Source organism: Janthinobacterium sp. UMAB-60 (genome assembly GCF_900095235.1).
GTDB lineage: Bacteria > Pseudomonadota > Gammaproteobacteria > Burkholderiales > Burkholderiaceae_D > Janthinobacterium.
The window spans coordinates 232,726-247,364 of sequence record NZ_LT607490.1 but is presented as its reverse complement, the minus strand read 5'-3'; the positions used below and the strand labels follow the sequence as shown (position 1 = coordinate 247,364).

The following is a 14,639-nucleotide window of genomic DNA, read 5'->3' as shown; positions in this document are numbered from 1 at the left end:
GCATGGCCGGTGCCATGGGGCCTGCAGGCATGGCCCGGTACCGGCCCGCCATCCGGCCCCGTTTGCGGGCGGCCAACGACGTGGCGCTCCTGCCAACGTCGGCGCCAGGGCAGGGCGCCCAGCTGCAGGCGGTGTTGGAAAGCAATTACCGGAGCCTGCACCGGCGCCTGACGCGCCACCTCGGTTGCGCCGAACTGGCCAGCGACAGCCTGCACGACGCCTGGCTGCGCCTGGGCACGCTGGCGGCCGGGGACGGCGCGGCGCTGGCACACAGCCCCGTCACCTATGTGTTTCGCGTGGCCTGCAATGCGGCCATGGACAGCCTGCGCCGCAACCGTGCCTGGCTGTATGCGGACGAGGGCGATGGGGACGGCGCCGCCGTCCTCGTCGATATCCTCGCCGATACGGCGGCGGGGCCGGAACGCCTGGCCGAATTGCAGGCCGATGTGCGCCGGCTGGCGCAGGCCGTCGCGTTGCTGCCGCGGCGCCACCAGCAAGTGCTGGAAGCGCTGCGCGTGGATGAGCTGACCCGCCAGCAGGTGGCCGAGCGGCATGACATGTCGCTGCGCAATGTCGATACGGCCTTGCGCCAGGCGCTCGACCACTGCGCGCGCCACACGGGCCATGCGGCGCTGGGCGGCGCCGGCACGACCCGGCGCAGTCTGAGGCTGAAGGTACGTTCGCGTACAGACGCGTAGGAATCCGGCCGTCAGACTGGTGCTTCGGGCCTGCATGCGCCCACCCAGCCAGTTTACAGCCAGGAGGAAGCGCGACATGACAGAGATCAATCCAATCAACGCCGGCAGGCGCGGCGTGCTGATCGCCGGCGCGTTGTCAGCCACGGCCGTGGCGGTTCCCGGCGTGGCGGGAGCGGCGGAAGCGGTCAACACGGCCAGTGTTTCTCCGCCGCCGGTGTTGATGAAAGTCAACCTGGACATCAACGGCCAGCGCCGCAGCCTGGAACTCGACACGCGCACCAGCCTGCTCGACGCCTTGCGCGAACACCTGCAGCTGACGGGTACCAAAAAGGGTTGCGACCACGGCCAGTGCGGCGCCTGCACGGTGATCCTCGACGGCCAGCGCATCAATGCCTGCCTCACTCTTGCCGTGATGCATGACGGCGCTCGCATCACCACCATCGAGGGGCTGGGCACGCCCGACAAGCTGCACCCGATGCAGGCCGCCTTCATCGCGCATGACGGCTTTCAATGCGGCTATTGCACGCCGGGGCAGATCTGCTCGGCCGTCGCCGCGCTGGCAGAGATCCGCCAGGGCATCCCCAGCCACGTCAGCGCGGACTTGAACGCGGCCCCCTCGGTGACGCCGGAAGAATTGCGCGAACGCATGAGCGGCAACCTGTGCCGCTGCGGCGCGTATTCCAACATCATCGAAGCCATCACCGAAGTGGCGGGGAGGCCCGCATGAGAGTATTCAGCTACCAAAAGGCGGCCACGCCGGCCGAGGCGGCGGCCGCCGCCTTGCACACGCCGGGGGCGCGCTTCATCGCGGGCGGCACGAATCTGCTCGATCTGATGAAACTGGAAATCGAAACGCCCGCGCATTTGATCGACGTGAATGGCCTCGCGCTCGATACGGTGGAAGCCACAAAGGATGGCGGCTTGCGCATCGGCGCCCTGGTGCGCAACACGGCGCTGGCCGCGCACGCCACAGTGCGCCGCGACTACGCGGTGCTGTCGCGCGCCTTGCTGGCGGGGGCTTCCGCGCAACTGCGCAACAAGGCGACGACGGCCGGCAACTTGCTGCAGCGCACGCGCTGCCCCTACTTTTATGACACGAACCAGGCGTGCAACAAGCGCGTGCCGGGCAGCGGCTGCTCGGCCATCGGCGGCTTCAGCCGGCCGCTGGCCATCCTGGGCGGCAGCGAGGCCTGCATCGCCACGCACCCGAGCGACATGGCCGTGGCCATGCGCGTGCTCGACGCCGGCATCGACACGGTGCGGGCCGACGGCAGCACGCGCAGCATCCCCATCGCCGATTTTTACCGCCTGCCGGGCAACACGCCGCAGCTGGAAACCGTGCTGCAGCCCGGCGAACTGATCACCAGCGTGACCTTGCCCCGGCCTATCGGCGGCACGCACGTCTATCGCAAGGTGCGCGATCGCGCCTCGTATGCGTTCGCGCTGGTGTCGGTGGCGGCCATCATCTTGCCCAACGGCACGGGCCGACTGGCCCTGGGCGGCGTCGCGCCGCAGCCGTGGCGAATTTCTAGCGCCGAGCAGGCGATGCCGAATGGCGCCGCCGCCGTCAGCGAGCGCCTGCTGGCCGGCGCCCATCCCACTGCCGACAACGGCTTCAAGCTGATCCTGGCGCAGCGCACGATAGCCGCCGTGCTGGCGCCAGCACACGACCAGAAAGGCTAGGGCCATGAAATTCACGACACCCGCCACGACGAACCCCATCGACCAGCTGAAAGTCGTGGGCCGCCCCACGGACCGCATCGACGGCCCCCTGAAAACCACGGGCACGGCACCGTATGCGTATGAACAACACACCGCCGCGCCGCACGCCGCCTACGGTTACGTCGTCGGCGCGGCGATTGCCAGGGGCCGCATCGCCTCGCTTGATACCAGCGCGGCGCGCCGCGCGCCGGGGGTGCTGGCCGTGGTGACGGCGCAATCGGCAGGCAAGCTGGGAAAAGGCAAGATGAACACGGCGCATCTGCTCGGTGGCCCGGACATTCAACATTACCACCAGGCCATCGCGCTGGTGGTGGCGGAAACGTTCGAGCAGGCGCGCTCGGCCGCGCAGTTGCTTGACGTCAAGTATGTCGAGCAGCCGGGCGCCTTCGACCTGGCCAAGGCAAAAAACTCGGCGAGCAAGCCGAAGGATGGCAAGCCCGACAGCAAGACGGGCAATTTCGCCAGCGCGTATGCGAATGCCCCCGTGCGCCTGGACGCCAGCTACACGACGCCTGACCAGTCGCACGCCATGATGGAGCCGCACGCCTCGATTGCCGCCTGGGAGGGCGATACATTGACGCTGTGGACGGCGAACCAGATGGTGGACTGGGGCCGGGGCGATCTGGCCCGCACTTTGGGACTGCCGAAAGAGCAGGTGCGCATCGTCTCGCCCTACATCGGCGGCGGTTTCGGCGGCAAGCTGTTCGTGCGCGCGGAAGCCCTGCTGGCGGCGCTGGGCGCGCGCGCGGCGCAGCGTCCCGTCAAGGTGGCCCTGACGCGGCCCCTGATGTTCAACAACACGACGCACCGGCCCGCCACCATCCAGCGCCTGCGCCTCGGCGCCACGCGCGACGGCAAGATCACGGCCATCGGCCATGAATCGTGGTCGGGCGACCTGAAAGGGGGGCAGCCGGAAACGGCCGTGATGCAGACGCGCCTGCTGTACGCGGGAGCAAACCGCATGACGGCCATGCGCCTGGCCGTGCTCGACTTGCCGGAAGGCAACGCCATGCGCGCGCCGGGCGAGGCGCCGGGGCTGATGGCGCTGGAAATCGCCATGGACGAGCTGGCGGAGAAATTGAACATGGACCCCATCGTCTTGCGCATCCTGAACGACACGAAAGTGGACCCGGAAAAACCGGGCAGACCGTTTTCCCAGCGCCGCCTGATTGATTGCCTGCGCACGGGCGCCGTGGAATTCGGCTGGAAAGAGCGCCAAGCGCGGCCCGGTACGCGGCGCGACGGCCGCTGGCTGGTGGGCATGGGCGTGGCGGCCGCCTTGCGCAACAACCTCGTCATGCAGTCCGCCGCCAGGGTGCGCCTGGACGGTGACGGCATCGTCACCGTGGAAACGGACATGACGGATATCGGCACGGGCAGCTACACGATCATCGCGCAGACGGCGGCGGAAATGCTGGGCGTGACCTTGAAGCGTGTCGTCGTGCGCCTGGGCGACTCGGATTTCCCCGTTTCGGCCGGTTCGGGCGGGCAGTGGGGTGGCAACAGCTCGACGGCCGGCGTGTACGCTGCCTGCGTGCGCCTGCGCCAGGCCATCGCCGGCAAGCTGGGCTTCGACGAGAAAGAGGCGCTTTTTTCCGATGGGCAAGTCAGCCAGGGCGAACGCAGCGTGCCGCTGGCGGCGGCCGCCGCGCATGGCGACGTCGTCGCGGAAGACCATATGGAATACGGCGACCTCGACAAGAAATTCCAGCAATCGACGTTCGGCGCGCATTTTGTCGAGGTCGGCGTGGACGTCGACACGGGCGAAGTGCGCGTGCGCCGCATGCTGGCCGTCTGCGCGGCCGGTCGCATCCTGAACCCGAAGGCGGCGCGCAGCCAGGTGATCGGCGCCATGACCATGGGCGTGGGCGCGGCCCTGATGGAAGAACTGGTGGTCGACCGGCGCCGTGGCTTCTTCGTCAACCACGACCTGGCCGGCTACGAAGTGCCCGTGCATGCGGACATTCCGCACCAGGACGTCATTTTTCTCGATGAAACGGACCCCATGTCCTCGCCCATGAAAGCCAAGGGCGTGGGCGAGCTGGGCATTTGCGGCGTGGCGGCCGCGATCGCCAATGCCGTCTACAACGCGACGGGGGTACGCGTGCGCGACTATCCGCTGACCCTGGACAAGCTGCTGCGGGGGCTTCCCGAGCTCGCCTAGCCACCTTGCGCGTGACAATGCGTGTATTTTTGGTAATTTTCAAGTGCTATGCTCGGAACGCATGTTGCGGGGCAAGTTCCCGACCCGCAAGGTCATGCGCCAGGAGAATGCATGAACAGATCATCAATGCCGCCGCGTATCCTCATCGTCGATGACGAGCTGGCGCACATGCGCGCGCTGTGCGACACCTTGCGGGGACAGGCCTACGACACGACGGGGCTCGTTTCGGGCGAGGCGGCGCTGTCCCTGCTGGCCGTCGAATCGTTCGACCTGCTGCTGGTCGACCTGATGATGCCGGGCATGAACGGCATTGCCGTGGTGGAAGCGGCGCGGCAGATCGATGCGGACCTGGCCTGCATCATCATGACGGGCGAAGGCACGATCGCCTCGGCCGTGCAGGCCATGCAGGCGGGTGCGCTCGATTATGTCGTCAAGCCGTTCAAGGTGTCGGGCATTTTGCTGATACTGGCGCGCGCGCTGGAGACGCGCCAGCTGCGCATCGCCAATGCGCGCCTGGAATTGCTGCTGCGCCAGCACACGGAGGAACTCGACGCGATGAACCAGGATTTGCAGCTGGCGCGCGAAGTGGCCGAGCGGGCGAACCAGGAAAAGACCAATTTCCTGTCCAGCATGAGTCACGAGCTGCGCACGCCGCTCAACGCCATCCTGGGCTTTTCGCAGATGCTGATGTCCGATTCCATCCCCTCGACGGCGCAGGAAAAGAAAATCTTTGCCTCGCACATCTTCGGCGCCGGCCGGCACCTGTTGACTTTGATAAACGACATCCTCGATATCGCCAAAATCGAATCGGGTAATATGTCGCTGTCGATGGAGCCCGTGGACCTGGCCGGCATCTACCACGAATGCTGGCAAATGATGGAACCGCTGGCGCGCAAGCGCGGCATCACCTTGACGTTCGTCGAGGCGGTCGGCTTGCATGTGCTGGCCGACCGCACGCGCCTCAAGCAGGTACTGCTCAACTTGCTGTCGAACGCCGTCAAGTACAACCGGGAACAGGGCGAAATCCACGTCGATTGCCAGCCCGTCGATGCACGGCAGTTGCGCCTGTCCGTGCGCGACACGGGCGGCGGGTTGAGCGCCGCGCAGCTCGAAGCGCTGTTCCAGCCCTTCAACCGCCTGGGACGCGATGCGCGCGACGAGGAAGGCACGGGCCTGGGGCTGGTGGTCAGCAAGCGCCTGGCCGAAGCCATGCAGGCCAGGCTGGGCGTGGCCAGCACGCCCGGACGCGGCAGCACCTTCTGGCTCGATATCGCCAGTTGCCCGGCGCGCCAGCCGCTGCAGGAAAGTGCACCCCTGTCCGCCATTGCCCGGCCCGCGGAACCGGTACGGCTGCCGGACCGCAAGACGCTGCTGTATGTGGAAGACAATCCCCTGAATCTGGCCCTGGTGGCGGGCCTGATCCATTTTCGCCCCGACCTCGACCTGCTGTCGGCCGGCGACGGCCAGACGGGCCTGGACCTGGCGCGCCGCCACCTGCCGCAGCTGATACTGATGGACAGCGACCTGCCCGACATCAGCGGCACGCAAGTCATGCAGCTGCTGCGCGCCGATGCCCTCACCGCGCATATTCCCGTCATCGCGCTGACGGCCGTGGCCGGGCCGGGCGATATCCGCCAGGGACTGGCGGCGGGCTTTTACCGCTACCTCACCAAGCCGCTCGACGTGCTGGCGTTTTCCGAGGCCGTCAACAGCGCGCTGGAGTCGGCCACGGCGCAGCGCAGCGCATGAACGGCGCGGCGCCGGTGCGACGGGCGATCTGGCTGACGGCCATCGCGCTGTTGCTGGCGCTGGCCGCGGCAGCCATCTGGCGGCTCAATGCCCGTCCCGCCGCGCCGCCCGTCCCGGTGGAAGTGCTGCGCCTGGCCGTGAATGCGGAATACGTGGGCAGCTGCCCCGTACTGGCCGCGCGCGCACGCGGTTATTTCGCGCGCGAGGGCATCGATGCGCGGCTGCAACCATATTCGTCGGGCAAGGCGTCGCTGGAAGCCGTGCTGCAGGGCAGGGCCGACCTGGGCACCGTGTCCGACATCCCCGTGGTGCTGGCCAGCCTCAAAAACCAGTCCGTCGTCATCATCGCCAGCATCTTCGAGGCCGAGCGCGACCACGGCATCGTGGGACGCCTGGACCGCGGCGTGTCCACGCCCGCCAGCCTGAAAGGCAAGCGCATCGGCGTGACCCTGGGCACCTCCGGCCATTTCACGCTGGACGCTTTCCTGAACCGCCAGAAGCTGCTGCCCGCTGAGGTCACCTTGCGCAACTACGCGCCGGACCAGCTGGCCGGTGCGCTGGCGCGCGGCGAGGTCGACGCGGCGGCCGGCTGGGAACCTTTTTTGACGGGCATGACGCATGCCATCGCTGGCAAGGCGGCCATCTTCTATGGCGAGGACGTGTATGCGGGCCTGTTCAACGTGGCCGGCATGGGCGACTTTGTGCGCAGCCACCCGGCGACGATGCGCAAGGTGCTGCGCGCGCTGCTGGCCGGCGCGCGCTTTTGCCGCGACGAGCCCGACGCCGCGCGCGCCCTGTTTTCCACGGCGTCGGCCAGCGAGGCGGCGCGCCTGCAGGCGGCCTGGCACGGTTATCAGTTCGGCATCGTGCTCGACCAGGGTTTGCTGCTGGCGCTGGAAGACGAGGCGCGCTGGGCCATCAAGAACCGCCTGGCCGGCAGCGGCGACATGCCGAACTTCCTCGATGCCGTCTACCTGGACGGCCTGGAAGCCGTGGAGCCATCGGCCATGACGGTCATTCATTGAGAAAGCCACCGTGAAAATCGTAACGCGCTTCAAGCTGGCCGAACTGTTTTGCGTGCTGCTGGTGGCCATCATCGTCGCCGTGCTGTTCTCCACCACCATGGCGATGCAGCGCGAACTGGCGAAGAACAAGGCCGCAGGCGATATCCTGCAAGCCGTCACGTCGCTGCGCTACCTGTCGATCGAATATGCGCTGCACCATGGCGCGCGCACGCGCGCCCAGTGGCAGCTGCGCAGCGAATCGCTGGCCACGGGCTTGCTGGCCAACCCTGCCTTCAGCACCGGCGAGGAGCGCGCGCTGCTGCGCGAATTGCAGGGCGACCTGGCCGGCGTGGGGACCCTGTTCGAGCTGTTTGTGGCGAATCACCGGGAACTGGGGCAGGACCCGCAGCGGCGCGAGGTGCTGGGCGAACTGGAGTCGCGCCTGTCCGGCCAGATCATGGGCAAGGTGCAGGGCATGATCTCGGATGCGATGCGGCTGTCGGAATTGAGCAGGCAAGGCGTGCTCGATGCGCAGCAGCGGGCCAATGTCGCCGTGATGCTGTTTGGTGGCATGATCATCGCCCTGGTGGCCGGCCTGATCTATTTCACCATGACCAGCGTCACGGGACCGCTGGAAAAGCTGCGCCAGGGCACCCTGATCGTCGGCGCCGGCAAGCTCGATTTTGCGCTCGGCGTGCACACGAAAAATGAAATCGGCGACCTGGCGCGCGCCTTCGACGGCATGACGGAAAAGCTGCGCCGCACCACCGTCTCGCGCGATGAACTGGCGCACACGAATGCCGCCCTGGAAACGCAGATCGCCGAGCGCCAGCTGGCCGAGCGCAAGGTGCATGAGCAGCTCGAGCGCCTGAACCTGCTGCAGCAGATCACGCGCTCGATCGGCGAGCGGCAGGACTTGCGCAGCATCTTCCAGGTGGTGGTGCGCAGCCTGGAAGACCAGTTGCCCATCGATTTCAGCTGCATCTGCCTGTACGAACCGTCGCAGCACGCGCTGCAGGTGACGTGCGTGGGCGTGCGCAGCGAGGCGCTGGCGCAGTCGTTCATGATGGGCGAGCAGGCGCACATCCCCATCGACGAGAATGGCCTGTCGAGCTGCGTGCGCGGCAAGCTCGTGTATGAAGCCGACATCGCCGAAGTGGCGTTTCCGTTTCCGCAGCGGCTGGCGCAAGGGGGGCTGCGCGCCCTCGTCATGGCGCCCCTGCTGGCCGAGAATACGGTGTTCGGCATCCTGATCGTGGCGCGCCATGCCGCGCACAGCTTTACCAGCGGCGAATGCGAATTCCTCAGCCAGCTGAGCGAGCACGTGGCGCTGGCCGCCAACCAGGCGCAGCTCTACGGCGCGCTGCAGCGCGCGTATGACGACTTACGCCAGACGCAGCAGTCGGTGATGCAGCAGGAGCGCCTGCGCGCGCTGGGACAGATGGCCAGCGGCATTGCGCACGACATCAATAACGCCATTTCGCCCGTGGCCCTGTACACCGAGTCCTTGCTGGAGACGGAAACCAATCTCAGTCCGCAGGGCCGGCATTGCCTGGAGGTGATCGAGCGCGCCATCGACGACGTGGCCGCCACCGTGGCGCGCATGCGTGAATTCTACCGCCAGCGCGAACCGCAGCTGGCGCTGTCGCCCATCGACGCCAACCTGGTTGTGCAGCAGGTGCTGGACCTGACGCGCGCGCGCTGGAGCGACATGCCGCAGCAGCGCGGCATCGTCATCGCCCTGCGCACGGAGCTGGCGGACGGCTTGCCCATGCTGCCCGGCAGCGTGGGCGAAATCCGCGAAGCGCTGACCAACCTGGTCTTCAACGCCGTCGACGCCATGCCGGAAGGCGGCACCCTGAGCGTGCGCACCAGCTGCGCCGGCGCAGCGGGAGAGGCGCGGCAGGTGCGCATCGAGGTGGGCGACACGGGCGTCGGCATGGACGAGAATACCCGCCGCCGCTGCCTGGAGCCGTTTTTCACCACCAAGGGCGAGCGTGGCACGGGCCTGGGCCTGGCCATGGTGTACGGCATGATGGAGCGCCACGGCGCCAGCATCGACATCGTCACGGCGCCGGGGCAGGGCACGGCGGTGCGCCTGGATTTCCCCGCCTGCGCCGCGGACGAAAGGGAGGATGCGCCCGACACGGCCCACGTGGTGCCGCCGCGCCTGCGCATCCTGGTGGTGGACGACGACCCGATGGTGCTCAAGTCGCTGCGCGACATCCTGGAAATCGATGGCCACGAGGTGGTGTCGGCCGATGGGGGCCAGGCCGGCATCGATAGCTTCCAGGCCGCATACGAGCGGCACGAACACTTTGCGGTGGTCATCACGGACCTGGGCATGCCCCACGTGGACGGGCGCAAGGTGGCCAGCGCGGTGCGCCAGTGCTCGCCGGCCACGCCCATCATCATGCTCACGGGCTGGGGCCAGCGCCTGGCGGCCGACAGCGACTATCCCGAACACGTCGACTGCGTGCTGGGCAAGCCGCCCCGGCTGAAGGAATTGCGGCGCGCCTTGAATGCGGTCATGTCGACGGCCTAGCCTGCCGCGGCATCTTTCATCGATGAAAAAACCAGCCAGGACCAGCTGACTCCCGCCTGGCGATTCTGCTGCTGAACGGACGGCGCCTGCGCACTCAAAACGACCTTGAGATGGTGGCGTGCCGCAAGGGCGATCGTTTCATGGGCCGAGACCTCAAAGATGCGCCGGTTCGCCTGGGCGGGACCATGCCTGAGTGACATGACGAGCAACGCGCCCGGTTTGAGCAGCTTGCTGATATTTCCCATCGCCTCGCTTCTTTCTTCCGCTGCAAGATGCATCCAGACGGCGGCGAGTACAACCAGGTCGAACCTGGCCTCACGTGCGCCTGTCGCGGCAAGCGCGGGCAGGCTATCGTTCAGCCACTCGATATCGGACGACGCGTGGGTCTTCATGCCCGCCTCGCGGAACGCGGCGACGGGCTCAACTGCCACCACCTGGTGCCCCAGGCTGGCAAGCCACGCCGAGTCGGTGCCTGTCCCGGCCCCGATGTCGAGCACGGCGCCTGCCCGTCCAGGCAGCAAATGGCGCACGACCTGGTATTTATCCCCAGCGATTACGTTTTCATACCGGGCAATAAGCTGCTCGGCATCTTCGGCATACCCTTCGGTGCCCGGGACAGAGGATGAATGCATGTGATGGCGGATGTCAAATTGGGGTGATATTGACTGGATAATACCGCTATTTCTCAAGGTCCGGTCTTCGTCCCATGATGCCTGGGCGCCAGCGATATCCGGGCTGCCAGGATAACTTTGCCGAGTCTGTCGATGCCGTCAACAAGATGACGGACATGGATGCCTGCCGCGCCATCGACGGCGCGCGCTGGCAAACCGCACGAGATAAAATTGCCATATGGAAATATTTAATATATTATCTTTTATGGCAATATTGGTTATGTTGAATTAACTAATGTTTCGATGAAACCTACTTTGAATCTGGATTTCTTGTGCGTAAAGATAGTGTGCGTGGTGTATTGAGTGTCTTGCTGGCTGCCGCCAGCGTGAGTGCCTGGGCGGCCGGGGCCGGTGACGAAGTCGTGGCGAAGCAGGCGGTGGAAACCCCGGTGGCGCAGCCTGTCGTCGCGGAAGCGGCCGCCGTGCCCACGGTTGCGAAACTGAGCCTGATATCGTCGGGCGAGCAGATGGTGGTGGACTACAGCACCAGTGGCAGCGCGCAAGAGTGCAAGGACTTCACGCCGGCGGGCAAGGTGTATGACGCCACGACCTTGCGCGAAAAATTGTTGCCGTTTATCTCGAAGATGGTCGAGCGTTCGCGGCGCATGACGGGCGTGCTGCCGGAAGTGGAGAAGACGCTGACGGCGGGCGCACCGGTCTGGGTGCAGGCTTACGCCGACTGGCCGGCCGAACACGGCTTGCGTGCCGGTTCCTGCGGCCCGCTTACCTTGCAGTTGACGCCGGAAGCGGGCAAGAAATATCAGGTGGAATTCCACTTCCTGGGTGAAAACAAGTGCAAGCAGGTGCTGTTCGATGTGACGGATCCGGCGGCCAAGCAGGAAATCGAGGCGCCCGTTACCGCGGCCTGCACGGCGCCGAAAAAATCGCTGTTCGGCCTGTTTTAAGCTTCGTTGCGGGCGACGCTGGCTAAGTAACCCCCAATAAATTATTGTGACTTCTGACTTCCATAACCGGCGCTCTGCGGTGTTGCCCGCTGCTAGCAGTGCTCGCACTGCGTCGCAGCGGGCGCCTTGCAGAGCATCCGGTTCTGTTCGTCATAAATTCACAATAATTTCCTGAGGATTACTTAACTTAACAGAATGATAGTTTCGTTCCGCTATACTGACGGCCCGACATCGTAGCCCGAAAATTATCATGGACTTGAGTACCCACGCCGCCGTCGTCAATTGCGAAGCGTATCGCGATGGCAGGAAGATCGCCCATTTCGACATCGACAAGGTGGGCGACTTCCTCGGCGACCCCGATTGTTTCGTGTGGATAGGCCTGGCCGGTCCCGATGGCATCGCCATGCAGGCGCTGGAGTCCGCTTTTGGCTTGCACGAACTGGCCGTCGAGGATGCGCAGGGCGCGCACGAGCGTCCCAAGCTGGAAGAGTACGGCGACACGCTGTTCATGGTGATGCACACGGCTACCCTGGACGGCGGCGCCATCGTGTACGGCGAAACCCACGTCTTTCTCGGCCCCCGCTTTATCATCACGGTGCGCCATGGCGCCTCGGCCGGTTATGCAAAGTTGCGTGAGCGCAAGGAAAGCGTGCCCGAGAAACTGGCCAGGGGCCCTGGCTACGTGCTGTATTCCATCATCGACTTCATCGTCGACCAATACCAGCCCTGCATCGACCATTTGCAGTCGCGCTTCCAGCACTACGAGCTGCAGCTGTTCCAGCCCAGTCTCTCCGAAGACAAGCTGCAGGATTTCTACCAGCTCAAGACGGAACTGCTCAAGCTCGACGCGGCCGTCAATCCCCTGCACGACATCTGCACCCAGCTGATTCGTTTCCATGGCGACATCGTGCCCAAGGAAAACCGCATCTATTACCGCGACATCCTCGACCACGTCAAACGCGTCACGCACACGGCGGGGCAGATGCGCGAGCTGGTCAATTCGGCCATGCAGGTGGCGCTGGGACAAATCTCGATCCGCCAGAACGAGGTGGTCAAGCGTCTGGCCGCCTGGGCCGCCATCCTGGCCGTGCCCACCATGGTCTTCAGCCTGTACGGCATGAACTTCGAATTCATGCCGGAACTGAAGTGGCGCGGCAGCTATCCGGCCGTCATCGTCGTCATCATCGCCGGCTGCTACTGGCTGCACCGGCGCCTGAAGCGCGAGGGCTGGCTGTAGCGTTCAAAGCAAGGGCAAAGATAGTTATTGCAGGAAATATTGCCATGAATGATTTTAAATCTCGGGCTGAGTTACCGCCGGCGCGACGCGGCGGCGGCCACGGACTATCCCGTTGTGCATCCGCTGGCCATCGCCCAGCGTGCCGGCGTGGTCTATTTGATCTGCATGTTTGCTGACTATACCGATATCCGCATGCTGGCGCTGCACCGCATCGAACATGCGCAGCGGCGCTATGAGCCGGCGCGCAAATGCCCGGACTTCAATTTCGATGCCTGCATCGCCGCCGGCCATCTCGGCATTGTCAGTGGCGCGCCCCTGGCGCTGCGCGCCGAACAGACGCTGGAGCCGGCAGCGCTGCGCAGCGAAATGGCGGCCATCGCGCAGCAGATGGCCGCGTCCTACACCTAGATTTTCTCCCGACTGTAGAGCAGCAGGCGCCGGCGGACGTGGAAAGGCGAGGCCTAGTCTGTACCGGCCATGCTGTCTTGCTCCTCGGGTGAAAGGCATGACCAGTAGCGATGGCGTGCATGCAGCGGGCCTGCGCATGGGGTGAGGCATGGCTGAAGGCGGCTGGTCACGGCGTGTCACGATGGTGTCACTTTTGCCGTGTAGCCTGCTGCTGTCGATGGGCCATCCATCGGCAACAGCCCCATTTCGAGAACAGGACGATAGCGTGATGACAGCGAGCCCGGCGTCGCTCAGTGTGCTGGCGCTGGCCGGATGCCTGCTGCTGGCCGGCTTCGCCGCGACAGGAACGGCGCACGCCGCGCCGCCGCTGTATGCGTTCCAGATTCCTGCCCAGCCGCTGGCCGACGCGCTCAGGGCGTATGGCCTGATCACGGGGATTTCCGTGCTGGCGCCCAGCGGCGCCTTGCGCCAGCGCTACAGCAGTGCCGTGCAAGGCAGCCTGCCGGCGCCGGAGGCGCTGCAGCGCCTGCTGTCGGGCACCGGCCTGCAGGCCCATTTTCCAGCGGCGAATGCCGCCATCATCCAGCTGCCTGCCGGCGATACCCCGGCCACGCCGCCACTCCCACCGGAAAGCGGCGCCATCGCCCTGGACGCCATCGATGCCGTGCATGCGGACGGCGCTGATTATGGCGCTTATGTCAGCGGCGTGCAGGCGCAATTGCTGCGCGTCCTGTGCCGCTCGGCCCTGACGCGCCCCGGCAGCTACCGTCTGGCGCTACGCTTGCGCATCGCCGCGTCGGGCAGCGTGGCGACGCTGAAACAGGCGGGCAGTACGGGACGCCCGCTGCGCGATGCCGTGATCTCGCGCAGCTTGCGTGCGCAGGTATTCGAGCCGCCGCCGCCGGCCATGCCGCAGCCGATCACCATTCTGCTGCGCCCGGATGACGCGGGCGGCGCTTGCCAGCCGGCGCCCGTGGAGGGCCAGGCAGATGCCCGATAGCTTGCGCGCGCGCCTGCGCGGCGTACTGGTGACGCGCTACGGCCAGCTGCGCCGCAAGCTTGAATACATCGTCGGCACCGGGGAGCGCGCGAGCGATGCTCTGCAGGAGACCTGGCTGCGCCTGGAGTCGATGCCCGGCAATACCGCCGTGCGCAATCCCGACGCCTACCTGCTGCAGATGGCGGTCAACGTCGCCACCGACCAGTACCGCCGCGAACACCGGAAATTGAACGATGCCGATATCGACGCCCTGTTCGACGTGGAAGATGAACTGGCCGATCCCGAGCGCATCGTCGCGGCGCGCAGCGAGATCATCGCCCTGGAAGCGGCGCTGCGCCAGCTTACGCCGCGCCAGCGCGAGATCCTGCTGGCGGCGCATATCGATGGTCAGCTCAATCGCGAGATCGCCGCGCGCCTGGATATTTCGCTGAGCCTGGTGGAAAAAGAGTTGCGGCACGCCCTGCGACATTGCCAGCAATACGTGGGCGCGCCGGCCGACATGGCCGCCCGCGGCGGCCCGCGCCGCTTCTGATACG

General features: G+C 65.9%; 13 protein-coding genes. 12 read left to right on the top strand and 1 reads right to left on the bottom strand.

The annotated features are described in order from the left end of the window. The 7 genes from K0F86_RS16125 to K0F86_RS16095 all read left to right on the top strand — a co-directional run. A partial coding sequence (locus tag K0F86_RS16125; RefSeq protein WP_219135345.1) for an RNA polymerase sigma factor occupies window positions 1-698 on the top strand: 698 nt, incomplete at its 5' end. Window positions 699-774: 76 nt separating this feature from the next. Continuing rightward, complete coding sequence (gene paoA / locus K0F86_RS16120; RefSeq protein ID WP_219135344.1) at window positions 775-1,425, top strand: aldehyde dehydrogenase iron-sulfur subunit PaoA; 651 nt, start codon at window positions 775-777, stop codon at window positions 1,423-1,425. Next, window positions 1,422-2,381 carry a xanthine dehydrogenase family protein subunit M gene (locus K0F86_RS16115; RefSeq protein ID WP_219135343.1) on the top strand — a complete coding sequence of 320 codons (960 nt, stop codon included), beginning with the start codon at window positions 1,422-1,424 and terminating at the stop codon, window positions 2,379-2,381. Before paoA ends, K0F86_RS16115 begins: the two co-directional genes overlap by 4 nt. Window positions 2,382-2,385: 4 nt before the next feature. After that, window positions 2,386-4,584, top strand: coding sequence for an aldehyde oxidoreductase molybdenum-binding subunit PaoC (gene paoC, locus K0F86_RS16110; protein ID WP_219135342.1), 2,199 nt, complete (start codon window positions 2,386-2,388; stop codon window positions 4,582-4,584). Window positions 4,585-4,695: 111 nt separating this feature from the next. Continuing rightward, on the top strand, window positions 4,696-6,333 hold the full coding sequence (locus K0F86_RS16105) for a response regulator (protein ID WP_257572184.1): 1,638 nt from the start codon (window positions 4,696-4,698) through the stop codon (window positions 6,331-6,333). Continuing rightward, entirely contained in the window at window positions 6,330-7,358 is a 1,029-nt protein-coding gene (locus tag K0F86_RS16100) for an ABC transporter substrate-binding protein (RefSeq protein WP_219135341.1), read from the top strand. The genes K0F86_RS16105 and K0F86_RS16100 overlap by 4 nt, the downstream gene beginning before the upstream one ends. 10 nt (window positions 7,359-7,368) lie before the next feature. Continuing rightward, on the top strand, window positions 7,369-9,882 hold the full coding sequence (locus K0F86_RS16095) for an ATP-binding protein (protein WP_219135340.1): 2,514 nt from the start codon (window positions 7,369-7,371) through the stop codon (window positions 9,880-9,882). Here K0F86_RS16095 and K0F86_RS16090 read toward each other — a convergent pair. After that, entirely contained in the window at window positions 9,879-10,514 is a 636-nt protein-coding gene (locus K0F86_RS16090; protein ID WP_219135339.1) for a bifunctional 2-polyprenyl-6-hydroxyphenol methylase/3-demethylubiquinol 3-O-methyltransferase UbiG, read from the bottom strand. The two genes, K0F86_RS16095 and K0F86_RS16090, sit on opposite strands and share 4 nt — an antisense overlap. 311 nt (window positions 10,515-10,825) lie before the next feature. Between K0F86_RS16090 and K0F86_RS16085 the strand changes: the two genes are divergently transcribed. The 5 genes from K0F86_RS16085 to K0F86_RS16065 all read left to right on the top strand — a co-directional run bounded on the left by K0F86_RS16085 (window position 10,826) and on the right by K0F86_RS16065 (window position 14,635). Then, a complete protein-coding gene (locus tag K0F86_RS16085) occupies window positions 10,826-11,458 on the top strand; it encodes a hypothetical protein (RefSeq protein WP_219135338.1) in 633 nt (210 codons plus the stop codon). Between the two features lie 250 nt (window positions 11,459-11,708). Further along, entirely contained in the window at window positions 11,709-12,695 is a 987-nt protein-coding gene (locus K0F86_RS16080; RefSeq protein ID WP_219135337.1) for a magnesium and cobalt transport protein CorA, read from the top strand. A gap of 48 nt (window positions 12,696-12,743) precedes the next feature. After that, the gene (locus K0F86_RS16075; RefSeq protein WP_219135336.1) at window positions 12,744-13,103 is read left to right on the top strand and encodes a WYL domain-containing protein; all 360 of its coding nucleotides are present in this window, start codon (window positions 12,744-12,746) and stop codon (window positions 13,101-13,103) included. A gap of 265 nt (window positions 13,104-13,368) precedes the next feature. Beyond that, window positions 13,369-14,103 (top strand): STN domain-containing protein, encoded by a 735-nt coding sequence (locus K0F86_RS16070; protein ID WP_219135335.1) that lies wholly within the window; start codon window positions 13,369-13,371, stop codon window positions 14,101-14,103. Then, complete coding sequence (locus K0F86_RS16065; protein ID WP_071077582.1) at window positions 14,093-14,635, top strand: RNA polymerase sigma factor; 543 nt, start codon at window positions 14,093-14,095, stop codon at window positions 14,633-14,635. Before K0F86_RS16070 ends, K0F86_RS16065 begins: the two co-directional genes overlap by 11 nt. Window positions 14,636-14,639: the final 4 nt, after the last annotated feature.